This window comes from Streptomyces sp. CB02056, assembly GCF_001905545.1.
GTDB lineage: Bacteria > Actinomycetota > Actinomycetes > Streptomycetales > Streptomycetaceae > Kitasatospora.
In genome coordinates this window covers 652895-676082 of the sequence record NZ_LIPD01000003.1, presented here as the reverse complement: position 1 = coordinate 676082, position 23188 = coordinate 652895, and the positions used below count along the sequence as shown (strand labels likewise).

Below are 23188 nucleotides of genomic sequence, written 5' to 3'. Positions count from 1 at the left end.
GGAGGACCTGCTGGTTACTTGGACTCGACCGCGTGGCCGCCGAACTGGTTGCGCAGCGCGGCGATCATCTTCATCTGCGGCGAGTCCTCCTGGCGGGAGGCGAAGCGGGCGAACAGCGAGGCGGTGATCGCCGGCAGCGGCACGGCGTGGTCGATCGCGGCCTCGACGGTCCAGCGGCCCTCGCCGGAGTCGGCGGCCCAGCCGCGCAGCTTGTCCAGGTGCTCGTCCTCGTCCAGGGCGCGGACGGCCAGGTCCAGCAGCCAGGAGCGGATGACGGTGCCCTCCTGCCAGCTGCGGAAGACGTCGCGCACGTCGGTGACCTCGGGGGCGGCCTCCAGCAGCTCCCAGCCCTCGGCGAAGGCCTGCATCATCGCGTACTCGATGCCGTTGTGGACCATCTTGGCGAAGTGGCCGGCGCCCACCGCGCCCGCGTGCACCGAGCCGAACTCGCCCTCGGGCTTGAGGGCGTCGAAGACCGGCTGGGCCTTCGCGACGTGCTCGGCGTCGCCGCCGTACATCAGCGCGTAGCCGTTCTCCAGGCCCCAGACGCCGCCGGAGACGCCGCAGTCCACGAAGCCGATGCCCTTGGCGGCCAGCGCCTCGGCGTGCTTGACGTCGTCGGTCCAGCGGGAGTTGCCGCCGTCGACCACCACGTCGCCGGGGGAGAGCAGCTCGGCGAGCTCGTCGACGGTCGCCTGGGTGGCGGCGCCCGCCGGGACCATGACCCAGACCACGCGCGGGCCCTGGAGCTTGCTGACGAGCTCCTGGAGGCTCTCGACGTCGGAGATGTCAGGGTTGCGGTCGTAGCCGATGACGGTGTGGCCGGCGCGGCGGATCCGCTCGCGCATGTTGCCGCCCATCTTGCCGAGACCGATGAGGCCGAGCTCCATGACCAAGTCCTTACCTGTGGTGACGTGCCTGCCGGCGGCGCCGTTGCCGCACTCCTTGAGCCTACGCGCTGGAGCGGCCCCGCCCGGCTGCGGTCGGGGCCGGCCGGGGGAGACGGCCACAGGCTGTGCACAGCGGGTGTGCACAGCCTGTGGACGAAGGACGGGCGGGATCAGCCGGAGAGGCGGACCGGCATGATCAGGTACTGGTAGGCCTTGTCCTCCTCGGCGTCCACCGAGACCTTGCCGCTGAGCAGCGCGGGCTTGGTCGGGGTGGTGAAGCTGAGCTGGGCGAAGGGGGAGTCGATGGCCTTGAGGCCCTCCTCCAGGTAGCCCGGGTTGAACGCGATCGAGATGGCGTCGCCCTCCAGGGAGGCCTCGATCCGCTCGGTGGCCTGGGCGTCGTCGCCCGAGCCGGCCTCCAGCGTCAGCACGCCCTCCTCGAAGTTGAGGCGGACCGGGGTGTTGCGCTCGGCGACCAGCGAGACGCGCTTGAGCGCCTCCAGGAACGGCTGGGTCTGGATCGCCGCGATCGCGTTGAACTCGGTCGGGAAGAGGCTGCGGAACTTGGGGAACTCGCCCTCCAGCAGCCGGGTGGTCGTCCGGCGGCCGGCGCCCTCGAAGCCGATCAGGCCCTCGCCCGCGCCGCCCGAGGAGAGCGCGATGGAGACGTTGTCGCCGCTGCCCAGGGACTTGGCGATGTCCTGGAGGGTCTTGGCCGGGACCAGCGCGACGGCGGAGATGTCCGACTGCTCGGGCTTCCACAGCAGCTCGCGGACGGCGAAGCGGTAGCGGTCGGTGGCGGCCAGGGTGATCCGGTCGCCCTCGATCTCGACCCGGACACCGGTGAGCACCGGGAGGGTGTCGTCCCGGCCGGCGGCGACCGCGGCCTGGCTGACGGCCGAGGCGAAGACGTCCCCGGAGACGGTGCCGGTGGCGGTCGGCATCTGGGGCAGCGCCGGGTACTCGTCCACCGGGAGGGTGGGGAGGGTGAACCGGGAGCTGCCGCAGACCACGCTGACCCGCTGGCCGTCGGTGGAGATCTCCACCGGCCGGTTGGGGAGGTTGCGGGAGATGTCGTTCAGCAGCCGGCCGGAGACCAGGACGGTGCCGGCCTCCTCGACGTCCGCCTCCAGCTCGACCCGGGCCGAGACCTCGTAGTCGAAGCCGGACAGCGCCAGGCTGCCCTCCTGCGCGGTCAGCAGCAGGCCGGCCAGCACCGGCACCGGCGGCCGTGCCGGGAGGCTGCGGGCAGCCCAGGCCACCGCCTCCGCGAGGACGTCACGCTCCACCCGGAACTTCACCGGTAACCGCCTCCTGGATCGAGCGCTCCCGCTCGCACTCTGGTTCGTCTGATCTTGATCGTCGGTTCGGCTGTCCACCGAGCTCGGTCACTCCGCTTCCAGTCGCAAGGACAGTCTGACGTACTCCGCCGACAGACGGGGCAGACGGGCGGAAGCGACCCGAACTGTTGTCGGGGCCCGGTTGTCCACAGATTCGGGGCCCACCCACTTTGAAAGCAAGTCCGGGGTCTAAATGTGTAGTGGTAGTAGTAGGGCCTGTGGAAACCGTGGATAACCCCGTTTCCGCAGGTCAGAGCCCGAATTTTGTCCACAGCGGGTGTGGACGGCGGCTGTGGACGGGCAGGCCGCGCTGTGGACAGCCGAGCGTTACCCACAGGGCACGGAGGGTATCCACAGGTTATCCCCAGGGCTGTCCCCAGATCCGGGCCCGGTTATCCACGGGCGCCGGTCAACTTTACGTGACGCCTTTCACACCAGGGTATGAACGTCAGCCCACGGTTGTCGAACTGTGGACGCCGCTGTGGACAACCTGGGGATAACCGGTCCTCCCCTGGGGACAACCGGTGGATAACCCGGACGGCCCACTGTGGACCCGTCAATTGTCCACACCCTGTGGATAACCGTTGTGCACAAGTCCACAGGCACCTGACCTGCGCGGAAGAGCGTAGCGGCGACGGGCCTGTGGACGAATTCTGGATAACTCCGCACTCCCCACCCTGTGGACGGCGGCGGAGGGGCCCGTCCTGTGGACAACGGCCTTGCGCGCCCCCGGGTTTCGAATCACCGGTCAGTTGTTCGGCGCGGGCTGTGGACTGGCGGACCGTCCGTCGAGGGCATCCCTGCCCAGCCGGCGCGCGACGCACACCTGTGGACACGAGAAAGGGCGTCAGGATTCGCTCCTGACGCCCTTGGGGCCCGTCTTCGGATCCGGGGCCCCGCCGTGCCTGCTCCGGCTAGCTCTTGATGCGGTTGGTGAGTTCGGTGACCTGGTTGTAGATCGAGCGCCGCTCGGCCATCAGCGAGCGGATCTTGCGGTCCGCGTGCATCACCGTGGTGTGGTCGCGGCCGCCGAACTGCGCGCCGATCTTCGGCAGCGAGAGGTCGGTGAGCTCGCGGCAGAGGTACATCGCGATCTGCCGGGCCGTCACCAGCACCCGGCTGCGCGAGGACCCGCAGAGGTCGTCCACGCCCAGGCCGAAGTAGGCGGCGGTCTGCTGCATGATGACCTGCGCGGTGATCTCCGGGCCGGCGTCCTCGTCCCCGCCCGGGATCAGGTCCTTGAGGACGATCCCGGCCAACTCCAGGTCCACCGGGGCCCGGTTGAGGTTGGCGAAGGCGGTCACCCGGATCAGCGCGCCCTCCAACTCCCGGATGTTGCGGGTGATCCGGGAGGCGATGAACTCCAACACGTCGGCGGGAGCGTTGAGTTGCTCCTGGATCGCCTTCTTGCGCAGGATCGCGATCCGGGTCTCCAGCTCCGGCGGGGTGACGTCGGTGATCAGACCCCACTCGAAGCGGTTGCGCAGCCGGTCCTCCAGCGTGGTCAGCAGCTTGGGCGGCCGGTCCGAGGAGAGGACGATCTGCTTGTTCGCGTTGTGCAGGGTGTTGAAGGTGTGGAAGAACTCCTCCTGCGTGGACTCCTTGCTCGCGAGGAACTGGATGTCGTCCACGAGCAGGATGTCCATGTCCCGGTAGCGGCGGCGGAAGGTGTCCGCCTTGCCGTCCCGGATCGAGTTGATGAACTCGTTGGTGAACTCCTCCGAGGACACGTAGCGCACCCGGGTGCCCGGGAAGAGACTGCGCGAGTAGTGCCCGATGGCGTGCAGCAGGTGGGTCTTGCCCAGCCCGGACTCGCCGTAGATGAAGAGCGGGTTGTACGCCTTGGCCGGGGCCTCGGCGACCGCCACCGCCGCCGCGTGCGCGAAGCGGTTGCTGGCGCCGATGACGAAGGTGTCGAACAGGTACTTGGGGTTCAGCCGGGCGGCCGGCTCGTCCTTGCGGGAGCCGCCGGCCGGGGGAGCGCCGGGCGGGGCGGGCACGCCGGGGACGCCGGGACGCTCGGCGGAGCGCTCTGGGGCGGCCTTCTCGGCCGGGCGGCCGCCGGTGGGGCGGGAGCCGCCGGCCCGACGGCCGGCGCCGGTGCGGGGCTGCTCGTTCGGGCCGGGGCCGTAGGCGCCGCCGAAGAGGTCGCCCTGGGTGGTCGCGGGCGGGCCGGGGACGGGCCGCGGCGCCGGACGGGACGCGGGCTCCTCCGCGTCGCGGTAGCCGGGCGGCTGCTCCTGGTAGCCCTGCCAGCCGGGCCCGCCGCCGGGGCCGCCGTACGGGGCCTGGCGCTGCTCGTAGCCGCCGGTGTCGTAGCGGGGGCGCTCGTAGTCCTGCTCGTACCCCTGGCCCTGCTCGTACGGCTGCGGCTGCTCGTAGGGCTGGCCGTGCTCGTACGGCTGCTGGTAGCCCTGGCCGCCGTAGCCGGGGGTGTCGTCCTCGGCCGGGCCCGGGTAGGGCTCGGCGGGGGCCTGGGGGGCGGGCGCGGGGGTGGTCGGCACCGCGTTGGCGTCGACCATCACGGCGATCCGGACCGGGCGGCTGAGCTCACGGCTGAGGGCCTCGGTCAGCTGCGGCAGCAGCCGGCCCTCCAGCACCTGCTTGGCCCGCTCGTTCGGGGTCGCCAGCAGGGCGGTGTCGTGCATCATCCACATCGGCTGGGTGCGCTGCACCCACTGTTTGTCCATCTCCCCGACATCGGGGTCGGCGACCAGCCGCTCGACGACCCTGGCCCAGACCGGGACGAGGTCGCTGTTGACATCAGCCACTGGTGCACGCTTTCCAAGAACAAACCAGACAAGTTCTGCAACGGTAGTCAGCGAACAGGGACGGATCAAGTCGTTGTCCACAGGCTGTGGGTAAGACGGGCGGGAGACGGCTGGTTTGACCCCCGTGCCCCGTCCCGCGTACCGTAACCAGGTCGAGTTGTCGATGGCCGCTGCCGCATGTCCGCGGGTCCACCCGCTCCATAAGGCGCGCAGCACGGGCGCCGTGGATTGCCTCAAACCCCAGCCGAACTGGGGCGATGGGCCGGATTTCCGAATCAGGGGAGATCACGCGGACGCACGGTGACGGCCAAGCGATTCCCCGTCATCCTACGATTCACCTCAGGAGCCCCCGAGTGAGCAAGCGCACCTTCCAGCCGAACAACCGTCGTCGCGCGAAGACCCACGGCTTCCGGCTGCGTATGCGTACCCGCGCCGGCCGCGCCATCCTGGCCGCCCGCCGTGGCAAGGGCCGCAGCAGCCTGTCCGCCTGATCCGCGCCAGAGTCTGTTGTGCTGCCCTCCGAGAATCGGCTGCGGCGGCGCCAGGACTTCGCGACCGCGGTGAAACGCGGTCGCCGGGCCGGCCGGCCCCTTCTGGTCGTCCATCTCAGCAGAGACGGTGACCCGCAGGGGCAGACCGACCGGACCAGCGACTCCCGCCCGCACGTCGCCGAGGGGACTCCTTCGGCGCGTGCGGGTTTCGTCGTGAGCAAGGCCGTTGGCCCGGCGGTCGTTCGCAACCTGGTCAAGCGCCGGTTGCGCCATCTCGTTCGTGATCGTCTCTCCAGGCTGCCCGCCGGTAGCCTGATAGTGGTGCGTGCGCTGCCCCAGGCCGCGACCGCCTCGTACCAGGACCTCGAACGTGACCTGGACGCGGCACTGAAGCGGTTGCTGAGGACGGAGCCCGCCGCCACGGCGCCGACGGGAGCAGGTCGATGAAGTACCTGCTGATGGGTCTGATCAGGGTCTACCAGTGGACCATCAGCCCACTGCTCGGTCCGGTCTGCCGTTACTACCCCTCCTGCTCGCACTACGGCTACGAGGCCGTGAAGGTGCACGGAGCGGTCAAGGGCGGCGGGCTGACCGTGTGGCGCATCCTGCGCTGCAATCCGTGGACGCCCGGTGGGGTCGATCATGTCCCGCCGCGCAAGCATCCGGTGTGGCACCGGCGGTTGCGAGACTGGCTGAAGAGCCGGTCCGCCACCGGAGACCCGGTGACCGCCACCCCCGCCGGTCCGGACCCCGAGGGCCCGGCGACCATTGGCCCCGTGCGGCCAATCCACCTGTCCAAGGAGCCTGACCGGTGACCTTCTCCTTCCTGAATCCCCTGTACACAGCGGTGTCCTGGATCATCGTCCAGTTCCACTCGCTGTACAGCCACATCTTCAACCCGGACGGTGGCTGGGCCTGGGGTCTCGCCATCGCCTCGATGGTGGTCGTCATCCGGATCTGCCTGATCCCGCTCTTCGTGAAGCAGATCAAGGCGACCCGGGCCATGCAGGCGATCCAGCCGAAGATGAAGGCCATCCAGGAGCGCTACAAGAACGACCGGCAGCGCCAGTCCGAAGAGATGATGAAGCTGTACAAGGAGGCGGGTACCAACCCGTTCTCCAGCTGCCTTCCCATCATCGTGCAGGCGCCGTTCTTCACCGCGCTCTACGGGGTGCTCGCCAAGGTCGCCAAGGGCCAGGACATCGGCGTCATCCACGGTGACCTGCTGGTGAGCGCCGGCAAGGCGCACATCTTCGGTGCCCCGCTCTCCGCGACCTTCGTGGGCAGCCCCGAGACCAGCGTCAAGATCGTCACCGCCGTGATGATCATCCTGATGTCGCTGTCGCAGTTCGTCACCCAGCGCCAGCTGATGACCAAGAACGTCGACCTCTCGGTGAAGACGCCGTTCATGCAGCAGCAGAAGATGCTGATGTACGTCTTCCCGATCATGTTCGCCGTGATGGGCATCAACTTCCCGGTCGGTGTCCTGGTCTACTGGCTGACCACCAACGTCTGGTCGATGGGCCAGCAGCTGGTCGTGATCCACAACAACCCGACCCCGGGCAGCAAGGCCTTCGAGGAGCGTCAGGCCCGTCTGAAGAAGGCCGGCCGGCTGCGTCCGGACGGTACGGAGATCAAGGGCGCGCTCTGGGGCATGCTGCCCCCGTCCAAGGCGGCCGTCAGCGAGGCGGCCAGCGCCGCCGCGGTGGTCGAGGAGTCGGTGCAGGTGCGCCGCCAGCAGCCCCGTCGGCAGAGCAAGGCCCAGCGCCAGCAGGCCGGTGTCGGACAGCCGACCGGCGAGCCGGACAAGGACAGCCAGGCGGAGGAAGCCGCCGACACGGCTCCGTCCGACAGCGTGCCGTCCGACTCCGGTGCCAAGCCGGCGGCCGCCAAGCAGGCCGCGGCGAAGCCCGCCGGTACCAAGCAGGGCACCCGGCAGCAGCCGAAGCGCGGTGGCGGCCAGCGGCCGAAGAAGAAGTCCTGACCGGTCCCGAGCCCGTTGTGACCGCCGCGAAGAGCTTCGTCCCCGGCCCGACAGACGGGCCCATCTCCGAAGGAGTCCATCAGTGACGGAAGGCACCACCTCCGCCGTCGAGGCCGAGGCCGCCGCCAGCGCCGACGAGAGCCTCATCTCCCGCCTGGAGCAGGAGGGCGACATCGCGGCGGACTACCTGGAGGGTCTGCTCGACATCGCGGACCTCGATGGTGACATCGACATGGACGTCGAGGGCGACCGCGCCCTGGTCTCCATCGTCAGCGACGGCAACGACCGTGCGCTGCAGCGCCTGGTCGGCCAGGACGGCGAGGTGCTGGAGGCCCTCCAGGAGCTGACCCGGTTGGCTGTCCACCGGGAGACCGGCGAGCGCAGCCGCCTCATGCTGGACATTGCCGGCTTCCGGGCCCGCAAGCGCGAGGAGCTGGCGGTGCTCGGCGCCCAGGCCGCCGAGCAGGCCAAGAGCAGTGGCGAGCAGGTCAAGCTGCGGCCGATGACACCCTTCGAGCGCAAGGTCGTCCACGACGCGGTCGCCGCGGCCGGCCTGCGCAGCGAGTCCGAGGGCGAAGAGCCCCAGCGGTTCGTGGTCGTGCTGCCGGTCTGAGGCCGACAGGTCGACGACCGGCCGCCGCGGCGGCCGGAGAGCTTCACCGGACGCGACCCCGTCCGCCTCGTGCGGGCGGGGTCGTCGTCCCTTCTGGGATGTTTCACGTGAAACAGTGCGTTGAGCGGGTCGGTGGATCCGGGGATCGGAGAGGTCGAGATGGACACGGAGAACGCGGCTGCCGGCCGGCCGGGGGCGGACGTGGACCCGGCCGCTGAGGGGCCGGCCACCGAGCTGGAGCACCCTGGCGAGGCACCGGCTGCCGCCCGGGAGGTCTTCGGGGAGCGCTACGACGCCGCGGTCCGCTACACCGAGCTGCTGGCCACCGCGGGCGTGCAGCGCGGGCTGATCGGGCCCCGCGAGGTGCCCCGGCTCTGGGACCGCCACGTGCTGAACTGCGCGGTGCTGGCCGAGCTGCTGCCCTCCGGCATCACCCTGTGCGACGTCGGCTCCGGGGCCGGCCTGCCGGGCATCCCGGTGGCGCTGGCCCGTCCGGACGTCTCGGTGACGCTGCTGGAGCCGCTGCTGCGCCGGACCACCTTCCTGGAGGAGGTCGTCCGGGAGCTGGGGCTGGACAACGTCACGGTGCTGCGCGGCCGCGCCGAGGAGATGGTCGGCAAGCTCGCGGTGGACGTGGTGACCGCCCGGGCGGTGGCGCCGCTGGAGCGGCTGGCCGGCTGGGGCATGCCGCTGCTGCGCCCGCACGGGCAGATGCTGGCGCTCAAGGGGGACAGCGCGGAGCAGGAGCTGGCCGACTCGCGGGCCGGACTGGCCAAGCTGGGTGCGGTCGAGTGGAGCGTCATCGCCGTCGGCGAGGGCACCCTGGAGACCTCGACCCGGGTGGTCCAGGTGAAGGCGGGGGAGAGCCCCGGCGGGGTGAAGGCGGCCACCCGGCGCGCCAAGGCGGCCCGGGCGGGCCGCACCGCGAGCGTCCGGAACGGCGAGCGCGGCCGGGGCGGACGGCGCCGCGGACGCTGATCGGGCGTGACATCGGGCACCTGACGACCACGGGCGGACGGGCCTCCTGCGAGGGGGGAACGTCCGCCCGTCGTCGTTCAGGTGTCGGTGGGGTCGACGGCTGGACACCGGAGTGTCGCAACGTCAGATTTCCGGCATAGCGGGCATGGTGTTTCCCGTGAAACGTCGCTCCTTGCTCTCGGGCATCCTCCGCCGTGACCGGGCGGCGACTGTTGCCGCTCCGGTTTCACGTGAAACACTGACCCCCATGCAGGACTCGGAGACCGTCGACCAGATCGATGACACGCCCATCGCGCGGGCCGCCCAGGCCGCGGTCCGGGCGATCGGCCGAGCGGGTGAGGGACTGCCCCGGCCGGCCGCCACCCGGGTGATCGTGGTCGCCAACCAGAAGGGTGGGGTGGGCAAGACCACCACCACCGTGAACATGGCCGCCTCCCTCGCCATGCACGGCCTGCGCGTCCTGGTCGTCGACCTCGACCCGCAGGGCAACGCCTCCACGGCGCTCGGCATCGACCACCACGCCGAAGTGCCGTCCATCTACGACGTCCTGGTGGAGGGCAAGCCGCTGGCCGACGTGGTGCAGCCGGTGCAGGACGTCGAGGGGCTGTTCTGCGTCCCCGCCACCATCGACCTGGCCGGCGCCGAGATCGAGCTGGTCTCCCTGGTGGCCCGGGAGAGCCGGCTCCAGCGCGCCATCACCGCCTACGAGCAGCCGCTCGACTACATCCTGATCGACTGTCCGCCCTCGCTGGGCCTGTTGACGGTCAACGCCATGGTCGCCGGCCAGGAGGTGATGATCCCGATCCAGTGCGAGTACTACGCGTTGGAGGGCCTCGGTCAGCTGCTGCGCAACGTCGAGCTGGTGCGCGCGCACCTCAACCCCGCACTGCACGTGTCGACCATCCTGCTCACCATGTACGACGCCCGGACGAGGCTGGCCGCCCAGGTCGCCGAGGAGGTCCGGACCCACTTCCACCAAGAGGTGCTGAGCACGGCGATCCCGCGGTCGGTGCGCATCTCGGAGGCGCCCAGTTACGGGCAGACGGTGCTCACCTACGACCCGGGGTCGACCGGGGCGCTCTCCTACCTGGAGGCCGCCCGCGAGCTCGCGCAGCGTGCGGTGGGCCCGGGCGGCTCGCTGGTGGGTCAGCAGCGGGACGGCCAGCAGGGGCACGGCGCCCCGGTGGCACAGCACGGTACGACGGAGGGTCATCAGTGAGTGCTCGCAGGGTTGGTCTGGGTCGAGGGCTGGAGGCGCTGATCCGCCCCGCCGCGCCGGTGGACGGCGGGGTGGAGGCGAAGACTGCGGCAGCCGTGCCCGCACCGGCCCCGGTGACGCCGCTGCCGAGTGTCCGCGGCACGGTGGCGGCCAGGGCGGCGGCCGAGAAGCGGGCCGAGCAGGCGCAGCCGGCCGGCGCCTACTTCGCCGAGCTGCCGCTGGACGCGATCACCCCCAATCCGCGCCAGCCGCGCGAGGTCTTCGACGAGGACAAGCTGGCCGAGCTGGTCACCTCCATCAAGGAGGTCGGTCTGCTCCAGCCGATCGTGGTCCGCCAGGTCGGCGTGGACAGCTTCGAGCTGATCATGGGCGAGCGCCGCTGGCGCGCCTCCCGGGAGGCCGGGCTGGAGCGGATCCCGGCGATCGTCCGGGCCACCGAGGACGACAAGCTGCTGCTGGACGCCCTCCTGGAGAACCTGCACCGCGCCGAGCTGAACCCGGTGGAGGAGGCCGCCGCCTACGACCAGCTGCTGCGGGACTTCTCCTGCACCCACGAGGAGCTGGCCGATCGGATCGGCCGCTCGCGGACGCACGTCTCCAACACCCTGCGGCTGATGAAGCTCCCGCCCTCCGTCCAGACCCGGCTGGTGGCCGGGACGCTGATGGCCGGGCACGCCCGGGCGCTGCTCGGTCTGTCGGACCCGGAGCAGCAGGAGCGGCTGGCCGCGCGGGTGATCGCCGAGGGCCTCACGGTGCGCAACGTTGAGGAGCTCGTCGTGCTGATGCGCTCGGAGGAGCCGGAGCAGCCCAGGCGCCAGGCGCCGAAGGCGGGCAAGCTGAACTCCCCGGCCTTCAACGACCTGGCGAGCCGGCTGTCCGACCGCTTCGACACCCGGGTCAAGGTCGAGGTGTCGCAGCGCGGCGGCAGGCTGGGCAAGGGCAAGGTGGTGTTGGAGTTCGGCTCGGTCGAGGACCTGAACCGGATCCTGGACAGCATGGCCCCGGGGGAGGACGGTCTGCGGCTGTCGCAGGGTTGAGCTGGCCCGGCCGGCCGAGGGCGACGACCCGATGGGTGCGTGTTCCACGTGAGCGCTGTTTCACGTGAAACATGCACCCATCGGCGTTTGTGGGGGAATGCTCGACCGTGAGAGGGAGGAGGAGGTGCGGCCATGGGACGGCGGATCGTTCCGCTGACGCTGGACAACCTCGGGGACCTGCCGGCCGGCTGCCGCTCCTGCGTGTTCTGGGAGCTGGACCCGGTCAGTGCGAAGGAAGCGGTGGAGTCGGGCAAGCCGGAGCTGGAGAAGGAGGGGTGGATCTCCACGGTGCTGCTGGAGTGGGGCTCCTGCGGTCGGATCGTCTACGTGGACGACCGGCCCGCCGGGTTCGTGCTGTACGCGCCGCCCGCCTACGTCCCCCGCTCGCAGTCCTTCCCGACCAGCCCGGTCTCGCCCGACGCCGTCCAGCTGATGGTCAGCCGGGTGCTGCCGGGCTACCAGCGCCAGGGGATCGGCCGGGTGCTGGTGCAGACCGTGGCCAAGGACCTGATCGGGCGCGGGGTGCGGGCGATCGAGGCCTTCGGCTCCTCCGGGCGGGCGCCGACCAGTTGCGTGCTGCCGGCCGACCACCTGCTCGCGGTCGGCTTCAGGACCGTCCGCCCGCACTCGCGCTACCCGCGGCTGCGGCTGGAGGCGCGGACCACGCTCTCCTGGCGGGGCGACGTGGAGGGGGCGCTGGAGCGGCTGCTGGGCGGCGGGCGCAAGGAACCGGTGCTGCCCTTCTAGGGCCCGGAGACGCCCTTCGAGGGGCCGGGAACGACGGAGGCGGGGCTCCCCCCGAGGGGAGCCCCGCCTCCGCGCGGTCGACGACCGGAAGACCTAGATGAAGTCGGCCAGCTCGCGCAGCAGCGCGGCCTTCGGACGGGCACCGGTGATGGACTTCACCGGCTCGCCGCCCTGGTAGACGATCAGGGTCGGGATCGAGATGACGCCGTACTTGGCGGCGGTCGCCTGGTTGGCGTCCACGTCGAGCTTGGCGATGGTCAGCTTGTCGCCGTGCTCGGCCGCGATGTCCTCCAGGACCGGGGCGACCTGGCGGCACGGGCCGCACCAGGTGGCCCAGAAGTCGACCAGTACGGGCTTCTCGCTCTCGAGGACGTCCTTCTCGAACGTCGCGTCGGTGACTGTGGTGGTGGCGCCGGCCACGGGAACTCCTCGGGGTTCGGACGGAGGGGGCTGCTGCCAGGAGAACAACGGGTGGGCCCGTTCTGTTTCTGCCCGGCCGGGGCGGGGGTGTTTCACGTGGAACACCCCCGCGGGTGGAGCGGGATGGGCTCAGACCGCGACGGCGGCGGCCTTGGCCTCCAGGTCGTCCAGCGCGGCCAGGTAGCGCTCGGCGTCCAGGGCGGAGGAGCAGCCGGTGCCGGCGGCCGTGATGGCCTGGCGGTAGGTGTGGTCGACGACGTCGCCGGCGCCGAAGACGCCCGGGATGTTGGTCCGGGTCGAGGGGGCGTCGACCTTGAGGTAGCCCTCGGCGTCGAGGTCCAGCTGGCCCTTGAAGAGCTCGGTGCGCGGGTCGTGGCCGATCGCGATGAACAGGCCGGTGACGGCCAGCTCGCGGGTCTCGCCGGTGGTGGTGTCGCGCAGGGTGACGCCGGTCAGCTTCGGGTCGCCGTGGATGGCCTCGACCGCGCTGTCCCACTCGAAGCGGATCTTCGGGTCGGCGAAGGCGCGCTCCTGCATCGCCTTGGAGGCGCGCAGGGAGTCCCGGCGGTGGATGATCGTGACGCTCTTGGCGAAGCGGGAGAGGAAGGTCGCCTCCTCCAGCGCGGTGTCGCCGCCGCCGACCACCGCGATGTCCTGGTCGCGGAAGAAGAAGCCGTCGCAGGTCGCGCACCAGGAGACGCCGCGGCCGGAGAGCTTGTCCTCGTTCGGCAGGCCGAGCTTGCGGTGCTGGGAGCCGGTGGTGACGATCACGGCGCGTGCCTTGTGCACGTTGCCCTCGGAGTCGGTGACGGTCTTGACGTCACCGGTGAGGTCGACCGCGACGATGTCGTCGGGGATCAGCTCGGCGCCGAACTTCTCGGCCTGGGCGCGCATGTTGTCCATCAGCTCGGGGCCCATGACGCCGTCCCGGAAGCCCGGGAAGTTCTCGACCTCGGTGGTGTTCATGAGCGCGCCACCGGCGGTGACGGCCCCCTCGAAGACCAGCGGCTTGAGGGAGGCACGGGCCGTGTAGAGCGCGGCCGTGTACCCGGCCGGGCCGGAACCGATGATGATCACGTTACGGACGTCGCTCACTGCTTCTCCTGGTTCGCATCGCGACCCGCGTTTGCTGCGGGGAGGGCGGTCCTGCTCCGCCGCCCGGGACAACGACTGACCAGTGTCTCGCATTCCCAGGCGGATCAGTACCAGCCGCCCGAAGTCCGGAAGCGGCGTGGCGGAGTTGGCGTGGATCGCATGGAAACCGCCGGTCAGTGGCTGGGAACGGCCTGGTGCAGGACGGTCGGGCCGCAGTCGGGGGAGCGCAGGTAGACGTCGACGAAACCGGGCCGGCCGGGCAGCGGGTAGACCAGGACGTCCACCGGGGCGCCCTGGAAGGTGCCCCGGTCGGTGGCCAGCGGGGTGCCGGAGGCCGGGGCCGGGCAGCCCGGCGCGGTGGGGGAGCCGGTGGGGGAGCCCGTGGGGGAGGGCGGGTCGGACTCCGGCCGGCCGCCGGCGGCGGGCAGGGCGCCCTCGGACATGGCGGGCCCGGTGGCCCGCAGCCCCGGGACGTTCTCCGAGCGGGCCAGCAACCGCTGGACCTGGGTGGCGAGTTCGTCCTCGCGGTAGTCGGTGCCGGCGGCCGTGTGCGGGGCCCGGGCGTCGTGGCTGTCGGCGGTGGCGGTCGGGGCGCCGCCCGCGCTGGCCGTCACCGTGCCGGACCGGTCGTCGGGCTGCAGCAGCAGAGCCCCGCCGAGTCCGAGGGCGGCCAGGGCGGCGGCCGTGCCGATCAGCAGGGCGAACCGCCGCCGCCGGGGGCGGCCGGGGCCGGTGGCCGGGCCGGACCGGCCGGCGGGACGCCCCGCGGGCCTGGAGGGCGGGGCGGAGGACGGCGTGAGGGGCGCCGTGGCGGTGAGTACGGGTCGGGCCGGGGCCTCGGGTCGACGGTCGGCCGCGGGGGCCTCCTGCGGCCGCTCGACGGCCTCGCCGGCGCTCCCGGCGGCTTCGGCGACGGCCGCGGCGAGTGCCGCGTCCAGCCGGGCGGCGACGTCGGCCGGCATCGGCGGGGTCTCGACGTCGCCGAGCAGGGCCCGGACCTCGGCGAGCGCGTCGACGGTCTCCCGGCACTCGGCGCAGCCGTCCAGGTGCCGCCGCAGCGCCTCGACGGTGGAAGGGGAGTCGACCAGCCCCTCGGCGAGGTCGGCCAGCTGCTCGACCGGGGGGTGGTCGTCGGCGGGGTCGGGGAAGGAGGGATGGGCGTTCATCGGGTGCTCACGTCTCCTTCCAGCATCGTCCGACCGGTGCTCTGCCCCGTCCCTGTGCCGGTGCTCGGCCCCGTCCCTGTGACGGAGCCGGGGCGCTTCGGGTTCCCGGGGGTGTCCCGGCGCGGCGGGGCCGAGCCGGGGGCGGGCGGTGTTTCACGTGAAACATCGGGCTCGCGCAGGTGCCGGACCAGGGGGAGGAGCCGGGCCCGGCCACGCGCGCAGCGGCTCTTCACGGTTCCCACCGGGACGCCCAGCAGCTCGGCGGCCTCGGCCACCGGGTAGCCCTGCATGTCGACCAGCACCAGGGCGGCCCGCTGTTCGGCGGGCAGTTCGGCGAGCGCCGCGGTCAGCTCCCGGTGCAGCTCGGCCCGGACCACCGGGGAGTCGGCCGGCTCGGCGGCGCCGACCAGGGTGTCCAGCCGCTGCGGGTCATCGTCGAGCGGGGTGGTACGCCGGGTGGCGCTGCGCCGGGCGCGGTCCAGGCAGGCGTTGACCACGATCCGGTGCAGCCAGGTGGTGACCGCCGAGCGGCCCTGGAAGCCGGCGGCGGCGCGGAAGGCGGACACCAGGGCGTCCTGGAGGGCGTCGGCGGCCTCCTCGCGGTCGCCCAGGGTGCGCAGGGCGACCGCCCAGAGCCGGTCGCGGTGGCGGTCCACCAGCAGGCCGAAGGCCGCCGGGTCGCCGGCGACGTGCCGGGCGAGCAGCGCCGCGTCGTCGTCCGCCACCGTCACCCCCCTCTGCCGTCGTGCCGTCGTGCCGGGGCCGTCCGCCCCGGGTCAGCCGGAGACCTTGACCTCGGCGACGTGGCCCCGGTACTTGCCGTCGGCATCCTTCGCCAGACCGGTCAGCCAGATCAAGAGGTACCGCGTGGTGGTCGGGGAGTCGAGGGTGTACTCGACATTGGTCCCGGTCTTCTTGCCCACGACGGTGAAGGCGTCCGGCTTGGCCTGCAGCGGGTTGCCGGCGGCGGCCGCGGTGGGCACCCGCAGCTCCGCGGACTGCTCGCCGCCGGAGAACAGGACGCTCACCGAGGAGACCGGCTGCGGTGAGCCGAGGTCGATCAGCAGACCGGTGCCGGACTTGAGCGCGGGCGGCTTGGGCCCGAGCTGGTCGACGTACCAGCCGGTGGTCCAGGAGGTGTTCGCGTCGTTGTCGATCGCCTTCCCGATGCTCTCGGTGCCCTCGGGCCCGTCGCCCAGCGGGTTGTACGACTGCGCCTCCTTGATGGCGATCGACACCGGGTTGTGGGTGCTCGCCTGGGGGCTCGGCGCGGTGCTGCTGGCCGAGGTCAGCGGGGACGCGGTGGCCGCCCCGGTGTGGCGCAGGCTGTCGACGAACTGCCAGGAGGCGACGCCGATCGCGCCCAGCGCAACCGTCCACGCGGTGGCCTTGACCACCCGGCGCAGCCGCCGCCGGGTGCGGGTGCGCCGGGAGGGGGCCGGGCGGGAGGAGGCCGGCAGCGGGGAGACGGTGGTGTCGGCGACCCGGGTCGGGTTGGGCGCGGTGGGCAGCGCGTGGGTGTTGTGCCGGGGCGGGGCCGGGAAGGCGGGCAGCTCCGGCGCGGGCTGGCGGATCTTGGGCAGCTTGGCGATCGCCCGGACCAGTTCCTCCGGGGTGGTGATCGGCTGGGCGTGGTGCGGCGGCTGGTCGAACAGGGCCCGCGCGGCGAGCTCTGACAGGCCCTTGTGGACCCCGGCGCGGACCTGGTCCGGCGCGGCGTTCTGGAGGCCCTTGGGCAGGCCCTGGAGGTCGTAGCGGTCCTCCGGGTACGGCCAGCGGTGGGTGAGCGCGGCGAACAGCAGTGCGCCGATCGCGCGGGTGTCGGCCCGCTGGGCGTCCTCGGCGTCCTCGGCGGGCAGCCCGCGCAGGGCGGCGTCCACCGCGATGCCGTTGATCCGGTACTGGCCGCTGTCGGTGCGCAGCACGCAGCGCGGGGTGAGCCGCAGGTGGGCCTGGCCGCGCCGGTGGGCGGCCGCGACGGCGTCGGCGACCTGGCGGACCATCTGGTACGCCTCGTGCGGCTCCATCGGGCCGTTGGCGAGCAGCCTGGCCAGGTCGGAGGAGTGCGGCAGCCACTCCCGCACGACGTAGACCAGCTCGCCCTCGTGGACGGCGTCCAGCACCTGGACGAAGCGCGGGTCGCCGAGCAGGGCGGCGGACTTGGCCGCGGCCAGCACCTTGCGGGCCCGCTGGTGGCCGGAGGCCATCAGGTGGACGCCGACCGCCCGGCGCAGCTTCTCGTCGACGGCGCGCCAGCTGCTGAAGGTCTCGGTCTGGGAGATGCACTCCTCCAGCCGGTACCGGTGGCCGATCATGTCCCCGCTGCGGCGCTGCGGGGCGGGGAGGGTGCGCGGGAGGGTGGCGGTGTCGCGCGGGTCGACCGTGGGCTGCGGGTCGGTGGGGCGGCGCGCGGGGCGGGTGGGCTCGGGGGCGGGCTTCTTCCGGGGGGACCCGGCGGCCAGTTCGGCGCGCAGCTCCTGGACCGAGAGCGGGGCGGTGATCTCCGAGGTCTCCTCGCCGGCGGCGGGCTCCGGGCCCGCGGCCGGCGCGTCGTCCCGGTCCTCGCCCCGGCCCTTCTCCCCGTCCTGGTCGGTGTTCTCGTCCGCGTCGGTGCGCCCGGGGGCGGCGGCAGCGGTGGGGGCGGCGGGGGCGCCCTCGCGGGCGTCCGCGGAGGTGCTCTCGCCGGCGTCGTCCGAGCCCGCGAGCTCGTCGATCGCCGCGGCCAGCGCGGCCTCGTCCGTCGCCGCGTCAGCTGCTGACGTGTCGACGACCGCCTTGGTGCCATCAGCCACCGTGGTCCTGCCTCCCCTTGTGTCGCCGCGGCTTGAGAGAGTCGCTGGAGCCCTAGGGTCGGCGGCCCTGTGCTCCAGGACAATTGTGCCCACTCTTCTCCACCGGGTACGACCGCTGAGACGTCCGCTCGGTTGCATACGGGTGGAGAGATGTGGTGCAGATCCGACACCTGGTCGCCATCCGGCGGTCGGGCGGACCCGAACCAACCGGTGGCCCAGCACTCGGCCGGACGAGCGGAGGAGCCTTCTGCTCCGGTTGACGCCCGGTCAGGGCGCCCGCTCGTCCGGCCGGTGGTCGGGCGGTCAGCGGCCCAGTCGGCCGCGGACCATGCCCAGCATGGAGTTCAGCTCCTCGATCCGCAGGCGCTTCGCGATGAGCACGAAGACCGCCAGCTGGAGGCCGCCGGCCACGACCAGGGCCGCCACGCTGCCCGGCCAGCCGCCGAGCACCTGCTGGACGCCCAGGCTGGCGCCGAGGCCGACCAGGGCGGCCGGGACGCAGGCGGCGGCCAGCCGGCTGTACGTCCGGCCGATCCGCTTGGTGTCCAGCCCGCCGATCCGCTTCTTCAGCTTCGGCATCGCGACCATCACCCCGATGGCGTAGGCCAGGCCGTAGCCGAAGGCGAGGCCGGTCACCGTCCACTCGGAGGGCAGCACCAGCCAGCACAGCAGCGCGAAGCCGGCCTGGCAGGCGGCGACCCAGACGGTGTTGTAGAACGGCGTCCGGGTGTCCTCGTAGGCGTAGAAGCCGCGCAGCATCACGTACTGGGCGGAGTACGGGATCAGGCCCAGCGCGAACGCGGAGAGCATCAGACCGACGTTGGTGGCGTCGTTCAGGACGGTGTCGTTGCCGCCGATCGCGTAGATCGCCCGGCCGACCACCGGGCCGAGCGACAGGAACAGGAAGGCCGCCGGGACGACCGCCACCGCGGTGGTGCGCAGACCGTAGGAGATGTCGTCGCGCACGGCACCGGCGTCCTCGTCGGCCGCCGCCCGGGAGAGCCGGGGGAGCACCGCGCTCATGATCGAGACGGTGATCACGGCCTGCGGGAGCTGCCAGATCAGCAGCGCGTTGGAGAACGCGGCCAGGCCGACGCCGTTGTGGCCGGCCGCCGCCGCGGCGGCGCCCGCCTTGGTGGACAGCTGGGTGATCACCAGGTAGCCGGCCTGGTTGGCGAGCACGAAGAAGAACGTCCACTTGGCCAGCCGGGCGGCCTTGCCCAGGCCGTGGCCGCGCCAGTCGAAGCGGGGCCGGAAGCGGAACCCGGCGGCCCGCAGGTACGGGATCATCGCCAGCGACTGGACGGTCAGACCGATCAGGGTGCCGAGGCCGAGCAGCCGCACGCCCTCGGGGGAGATGCCCTCCGGGGTGACCTGGGTGGTGCCGAACCCGCCGTAGACCCAGATGTAGGCGGAGAAGGTGAAGATCACCACGATGTTGTTCAGGACCGGCGTCCACATCATCGCGCCGAAGCGGCCGCGGGCGTTGAGGATCTGGCCCATCACCACGTGGATGCCCATGAAGAAGATGGTCGGCAGGCAGTAGCGGGCCATCGCCACCGTGGTCTCGGCGCGCTCCGGGTTGGCCATCATCGGCTGGGCGATCAGCCGCACCAGCACGGGCGCCCCGAGCACCGCCAGGAAGACCACGCCGCCGAGCCCGACCATCACCAGGGTGAGCAGCCGGTTGGCGTACGCGGTGCCGCCGTCCTCGTCGTTCTTCATGCTGCGCACCAGCTGCGGCACGAAGACCGCGTTCAGCGCGCCGCCGCCGATCAGGATGTACAGCAGGGTCGGCAGGGTGTTCGCGGCGTTGTACGAGTCACCCATGATGCCGACGCCGATGGCCGCGGTGATCACCATGGTCCGGACGAAGCCGGTGCCGCGGGAGACCAGCGTGCCGGCCGCCATGATCGCGCTGGAGTTCAGCAGGTTGGAGACCTTGCCGCCGCCGGCCGCCTTGCCGGGCTCGGCGGCGGGGGCGGGCGCCTGCTCGGCGGTCCGCTCCTCGGCGACGATGTCCGCCAGCGGCTCGACCGCCGGGGGCACCGCGACGGCGGCCACCTGCATGGTGGCCTCCGCCTCGGAGAGCGGCGGGTCGAACTCGATCGGCGGCACGAAGTGCTGCTGCCCGCCCGGAGCGGCGCCGTACGGGGGCTGCCCCGGGTGGCCGCCCATCGGCGGGTACGGCGCGGGGCCGGGCGGAGGGCCGGGCTGGGGGGCCGGGGCGGGCTGCGGGACCGGCGGCTGGACCGCGGCCTGCGCCTCGCGGCCGCCGAACAGGCCGTCCACCCCGACGTACTCGGTGGTCTCGGTGTCCCAGGCGGAGTGCGCCGGGCCGGGCTGCCACTGCTGCCGGGGCTGCTCGACGCCGCCCCAGTGGCCGCCGGCGGCCTGTGCCGGGGCCGGCTCCTGCGGCCAGGCGGGCTGCACCGGGGTGTCCCAGCCGGGCTGCACCGGCGGCACCGGGGCCCCGAAGTGCTCCGGGGCCTGGTACGGGGTCGGCGGCACCGGCGTCGGGTAGCCGACGCCCTGCGGCGGCAGCTGCGGCGGCACGTCGTACGCGGCGGCCGGCGGCTGGGGCGCGGCGGGCCGACCGGCCCGCAGACCGTACGGGTCCTGGCCGTCCTGGGGGTTCCCGTACGCGTCCACCGCGTACGGGTCCTGGGCGTAGGTGTCGGCCACGTACCAGTCGCCGGACGGCGACTCGGCGCCCGGCCGGCTCTCACCGCGGCCCGACGGCCGCTCCTCGCTGCGCCCGGTCATGTCACCTCTTCGCTGTCGTGGGGGGAGGCCGGCCCGGCAAGGCAGGGGGTCGGCGGTATCAAGGACCAACCTTCTCATCACCGGCGGCCCGATCCCGGCCATCCGGGCTGCTGCCACGCGGTGTCTGCGCGGGACCGTCACCAGGGGTGTCGTCCGTCCCGTCGGTCCCGTCCGCCGCCGGGGCCCCCTCCGCGGTGTCCTCCGCCGGGGCCCGCGGGGCGGGCTCCGCCGCCGCGGCGCCGCCCGCGGCCGGGGCGTCCCCGAGCGGGGCGTCGCCGACCGGCTGGTCGCCGTCCTCGTGCGGCTGCCCGCCGAGGCGCTTGCGCTGGCGCACGAAGCGCAGCGCGGCCAGCAGCAGCAGGACGCCGGCGCCCGCGAAGACGTACAGCACGCCGTTGGTCACCGAGGTGACCTCCACCGTGAACTTCTGCGCCTCGCCGTACGGCCGGGAGTCGGGGCCGGTGGTCCACAGCTGGGCGGTCATCGCGACCGGCCCGTTGTTGTGCGCCTCGGCGTTGAAGCGCAGCGTCACGCTCTGCGAGGCCGGGAGGACCAGCTCCTCCTCCTTGCTCACCCGCAGCCTGTTCGGCTGGGCCGAGGTGAGCACCAGCTTCAGGTTGGTGACCGTCTGGGTCAGGTCGTTGCGGACGCTGACCTGGAGCAGGCCGGACTCGCCGGCCAGGGTGACCACGTTCTTCCTCGGCACCTGGACGGCCTTGGTCAGCTCCTTCAGGTACCCCGTGACGCCGGCCCGGTAGGTGCTCCCGGCCGGCGGCTGGCTGCGCCACTCGGTGGACAGCGAGCGGACCATCGCGGCGCTGAACGGACCGCGCACCCGCTGCGGCAGGGTGAGCACCCGCATCAGGGTGTCCAGGTCGTGCTGGATGTCGTCGGTGCGGCTCAGGTCGGCCGCCGGCAGCTCCGAGGCGCGGATCTGGGTCGGGTAGTCGGTGGGCGCCGGGACGGCGGTGTTGGCCTTCGGGTCGGCCGCGGACTGGGCCACCGCGTCCAGCTTGACCGAGGAGATCCACTTGCCGTCCGCCGTCTGGAGGGCGTTCGCCAGCGCCTTGGCGCCGGCGGTGCTCAGCTCGCGGGGCGGCAGGACGAGCAGCCCGCGCTGGTTCTGCGGCTGCTCGTGGGTGATCGCGAAGGTCTCGGCGAGGAAGCGCTGGGTGGCGTCGGTCTGCGCCTGCGGGCTGCTCAGGTCCTTGTCGAAGAGCGCGGAGACGGTCTCGTCGGCCACCACGGCGCTCTGCCCGCCGCCGATCGGGCGGACCGCGGTCGGGGTGTAGGTGAGCGAGTCCGGCTCCGGCATGCTCGCGCCGTCGACCAGCACCAGCCCGTTGCCGGACTGCTGGGCGAGGGCGGCGATCTGCTGGTCGAGGTAGCCCCGGTACGGCCAGGCGACGTCCGAGCGGGTGTCCACGGAGAGCCGGCCCTCGACGGTCAGCCGGCCGGCGGTGGACGCCTTGCTCAGCGCGGTGGTCATCCCGGCCAGGTCGGAGCCGTTGTGGGCGATCGAGGCGAGGTCCGGGTCGGCGTACGGCAGCGAGACCACCTGGCTGCCCGGCTTGGCGACGGCGGCCCGCAGCTTGTCCAGCCAGGCGACGGCGGCGGCCGAGGCGGGCACCTGGACGGTGTTGTCGTCCTTGGCGGACTTGCCCGCGGCCTCGGTGCCCGGCTTCTGCACCCGGTAGGGCTTGGTCATCGCGAGCGCGGCGTCCAGCAGGTCCGGGTCGATCACCCAGGTCAGGCCGTTCAGCTTCGCGCCGGTGTCGACCAGCTCGTACAGCCGGCCGCCCGGGGCGAACTCGCCGGCCAGGCTGTCGTCGCGCAGCACCGGGGTCGGCTGGTCGCTGTTGTCGGCGGTGGTCTGGGCGGCCAGCACCGGCGCGTGCACCAGCGGCCAGATCGTGGCGACCTTCGTCGGCTGCGCCTCGGCGCCGCCCGGGTTGTACGGCAGGAAGGTCCGGGCGATGCCCAGGGCGCGGTCGCGCGGGTTGTCGCCGGTCCCGCCCCAGGCGTCCACCGCGAGCTCGTACGCGCCGCTCGCGGAGAAGCCGAGGTCGCTCACCGCGACGCTCAGGGTGTACGGCTGGCTCTGCCCCGGGTTCAGCTCCGGCAGGGCGTACTGCGGGCTGTCCAGCTCCACGCCGTCCTTGCTGTCCGGCGTGGAGCGGTCGGCCACGTTGGCCAGGTCGCTGCGCCGGTCCAGCGGTTTGCCGGAGTACGGCTTGCGGACGGCCGCGTGGGCGCCCTTGATCGCCGACTTGCCGGCGTTGGTGACCTGGCCGGTGATCGTCACGATCCCGCCCGGGGCGGCCACCTGCGGGTTCAGCGTGTCGATGGTCATCACCACCGGGTACTCGGCCGTGGCGGTGGAGTCGCCGGCCGGCCGGACGTTGCCGCCGGCGGGCAGCGCACCGGCCGGGGAGGCCGTGAAGAGGGTCAGGGCGGCCGCGCAGGCGGCGGCCAGGCGCCGGCCCGCACGGCGCGCCCGGCGGGCCGGATGGCGCCCCCCGGCGGGGCGCTCGGCCCGTCCAGGCTGTCGGTGCGCCCCCAGGCCCGAGTGCCGTGCCGGCTCACTCACTCGCTTCGCCCTCGCCGTTCTCGATCGTTCGCTGCTGATGCTGTCCGTCCGGCGCGGTCCGCCCGACGGTCTTCGCTTGACTCTGGTGGAGCTCTTCGCCCGACGCCGTCGCCGCACCGCTGCCACGGGGATCCCGCGGACGGCGGCGGCGCGCGGCACCGCATCCCCTGTCCGGTGCCCGATACTCGTCCACCGGCATGGTAACGATGCAGCCCGCGGCGCAGTGTTGCGGGCTGTGGGGTGAGACGCCCAGAACGCGCGGGCGGTTGACCTGTCGGGGCACGTACCC

At 72.6% G+C, this 23188-nt stretch carries 19 protein-coding genes; 9 read left to right on the top strand and 10 right to left on the bottom strand.

Annotated elements, in window-relative coordinates; translation table 11 throughout:
• Positions 1-14: 14 nt before the first annotated feature.
• The 3 genes from gnd to dnaA all read right to left on the bottom strand — a co-directional run bounded on the left by gnd (position 15) and on the right by dnaA (position 5001).
• On the bottom strand, positions 15-890 hold the full coding sequence (gene gnd, locus AMK13_RS10370; protein WP_049654622.1) for a phosphogluconate dehydrogenase (NAD(+)-dependent, decarboxylating): 876 nt from the start codon (positions 888-890) through the stop codon (positions 15-17).
• Positions 891-1060: 170 nt separating this feature from the next.
• Positions 1061-2191 carry a DNA polymerase III subunit beta gene (dnaN, locus tag AMK13_RS10365; protein ID WP_074001900.1) on the bottom strand — a complete coding sequence of 377 codons (1131 nt, stop codon included), beginning with the start codon at positions 2189-2191 and terminating at the stop codon, positions 1061-1063.
• A gap of 953 nt (positions 2192-3144) precedes the next feature.
• Positions 3145-5001, bottom strand: coding sequence for a chromosomal replication initiator protein DnaA (dnaA, locus tag AMK13_RS10360; RefSeq protein WP_074001899.1), 1857 nt, complete (start codon positions 4999-5001; stop codon positions 3145-3147).
• Positions 5002-5354: 353 nt separating this feature from the next.
• On the opposite strand from dnaA, the gene rpmH reads away from it, so the two are divergent.
• The 9 genes from rpmH (at position 5355) to AMK13_RS10315 (ending at position 12070) form a co-directional block, all read left to right on the top strand.
• On the top strand, positions 5355-5492 hold the full coding sequence (gene rpmH / locus AMK13_RS10355) for a 50S ribosomal protein L34 (RefSeq protein WP_030305394.1): 138 nt from the start codon (positions 5355-5357) through the stop codon (positions 5490-5492).
• 18 nt (positions 5493-5510) lie between these two features.
• Positions 5511-5939, top strand: a complete 429-nt coding sequence (rnpA, locus tag AMK13_RS10350) for a ribonuclease P protein component (protein ID WP_049655849.1) — start codon at positions 5511-5513, stop codon at positions 5937-5939.
• Positions 5936-6307, top strand: coding sequence for a membrane protein insertion efficiency factor YidD (gene yidD / locus AMK13_RS10345; RefSeq protein WP_049655851.1), 372 nt, complete (start codon positions 5936-5938; stop codon positions 6305-6307). Before rnpA ends, yidD begins: the two co-directional genes overlap by 4 nt.
• Positions 6304-7476: a membrane protein insertase YidC gene (gene yidC, locus AMK13_RS10340; RefSeq protein ID WP_049655853.1), complete on the top strand. Its 1173-nt coding sequence runs from the start codon at positions 6304-6306 to the stop codon at positions 7474-7476. The genes yidD and yidC overlap by 4 nt, the downstream gene beginning before the upstream one ends.
• Before the next feature lie 82 nt (positions 7477-7558).
• Positions 7559-8089 (top strand): Jag family protein, encoded by a 531-nt coding sequence (locus AMK13_RS10335; RefSeq protein ID WP_049655854.1) that lies wholly within the window; start codon positions 7559-7561, stop codon positions 8087-8089.
• Positions 8090-8248: 159 nt separating this feature from the next.
• On the top strand, positions 8249-9067 hold the full coding sequence (gene rsmG, locus AMK13_RS10330) for a 16S rRNA (guanine(527)-N(7))-methyltransferase RsmG (protein ID WP_079271995.1): 819 nt from the start codon (positions 8249-8251) through the stop codon (positions 9065-9067).
• 247 nt (positions 9068-9314) lie between these two features.
• Complete coding sequence (locus AMK13_RS10325) at positions 9315-10286, top strand: ParA family protein (RefSeq protein ID WP_074001898.1); 972 nt, start codon at positions 9315-9317, stop codon at positions 10284-10286.
• Complete coding sequence (locus AMK13_RS10320) at positions 10283-11323, top strand: ParB/RepB/Spo0J family partition protein (protein ID WP_074001897.1); 1041 nt, start codon at positions 10283-10285, stop codon at positions 11321-11323. Before AMK13_RS10325 ends, AMK13_RS10320 begins: the two co-directional genes overlap by 4 nt.
• Positions 11324-11455: 132 nt before the next feature.
• Positions 11456-12070, top strand: a complete 615-nt coding sequence (locus AMK13_RS10315) for a GNAT family N-acetyltransferase (RefSeq protein ID WP_049655856.1) — start codon at positions 11456-11458, stop codon at positions 12068-12070.
• 93 nt (positions 12071-12163) lie between these two features.
• Here AMK13_RS10315 and trxA read toward each other — a convergent pair whose 3' ends face one another.
• From trxA to AMK13_RS10280, 7 genes are all read right to left on the bottom strand, one after another.
• A complete protein-coding gene (trxA, locus tag AMK13_RS10310; RefSeq protein WP_049655857.1) occupies positions 12164-12490 on the bottom strand; it encodes a thioredoxin in 327 nt (108 codons plus the stop codon).
• Between the two features lie 129 nt (positions 12491-12619).
• Entirely contained in the window at positions 12620-13585 is a 966-nt protein-coding gene (gene trxB / locus AMK13_RS10305) for a thioredoxin-disulfide reductase (protein ID WP_049655859.1), read from the bottom strand.
• A 173-nt stretch (positions 13586-13758) separates the two neighbouring features.
• Positions 13759-14751: a hypothetical protein gene (locus AMK13_RS10300; RefSeq protein WP_074001896.1), complete on the bottom strand. Its 993-nt coding sequence runs from the start codon at positions 14749-14751 to the stop codon at positions 13759-13761.
• The gene (gene sigM, locus AMK13_RS10295; RefSeq protein ID WP_079271994.1) at positions 14748-15482 is read right to left on the bottom strand and encodes an RNA polymerase sigma factor SigM; all 735 of its coding nucleotides are present in this window, start codon (positions 15480-15482) and stop codon (positions 14748-14750) included. Before sigM ends, AMK13_RS10300 begins: the two co-directional genes overlap by 4 nt.
• A gap of 45 nt (positions 15483-15527) precedes the next feature.
• On the bottom strand, positions 15528-17543 hold the full coding sequence (locus tag AMK13_RS10290; RefSeq protein ID WP_074001895.1) for a protein kinase family protein: 2016 nt from the start codon (positions 17541-17543) through the stop codon (positions 15528-15530).
• Positions 17544-17846: 303 nt separating this feature from the next.
• Positions 17847-20309 carry a murein biosynthesis integral membrane protein MurJ gene (gene murJ, locus AMK13_RS10285; protein WP_074001894.1) on the bottom strand — a complete coding sequence of 821 codons (2463 nt, stop codon included), beginning with the start codon at positions 20307-20309 and terminating at the stop codon, positions 17847-17849.
• 58 nt (positions 20310-20367) lie between these two features.
• Complete coding sequence (locus tag AMK13_RS10280; RefSeq protein WP_074001893.1) at positions 20368-22899, bottom strand: DUF6049 family protein; 2532 nt, start codon at positions 22897-22899, stop codon at positions 20368-20370.
• Positions 22900-23188: the final 289 nt, after the last annotated feature.

What these genes read in the sequence shown, in the direction of transcription:
- gnd (WP_049654622.1), bottom strand. Translation starts at nt 890, where the DNA reads ATGGAGCTCGGCCTCATCGGTCTCGGCAAGATGGGCGGCAACATGCGC.
- yidD (WP_049655851.1), top strand. Translation starts at nt 5,936, where the DNA reads ATGAAGTACCTGCTGATGGGTCTGATCAGGGTCTACCAGTGGACCATC.
- rsmG (WP_079271995.1), top strand. Translation starts at nt 8,249, where the DNA reads ATGGACACGGAGAACGCGGCTGCCGGCCGGCCGGGGGCGGACGTGGAC.
- AMK13_RS10325 (WP_074001898.1), top strand. Translation starts at nt 9,315, where the DNA reads ATGCAGGACTCGGAGACCGTCGACCAGATCGATGACACGCCCATCGCG.
- AMK13_RS10315 (WP_049655856.1), top strand. Translation starts at nt 11,456, where the DNA reads ATGGGACGGCGGATCGTTCCGCTGACGCTGGACAACCTCGGGGACCTG.
- AMK13_RS10300 (WP_074001896.1), bottom strand. Translation starts at nt 14,751, where the DNA reads ATGAACGCCCATCCCTCCTTCCCCGACCCCGCCGACGACCACCCCCCG.
- murJ (WP_074001894.1), bottom strand. Translation starts at nt 20,309, where the DNA reads ATGACCGGGCGCAGCGAGGAGCGGCCGTCGGGCCGCGGTGAGAGCCGG.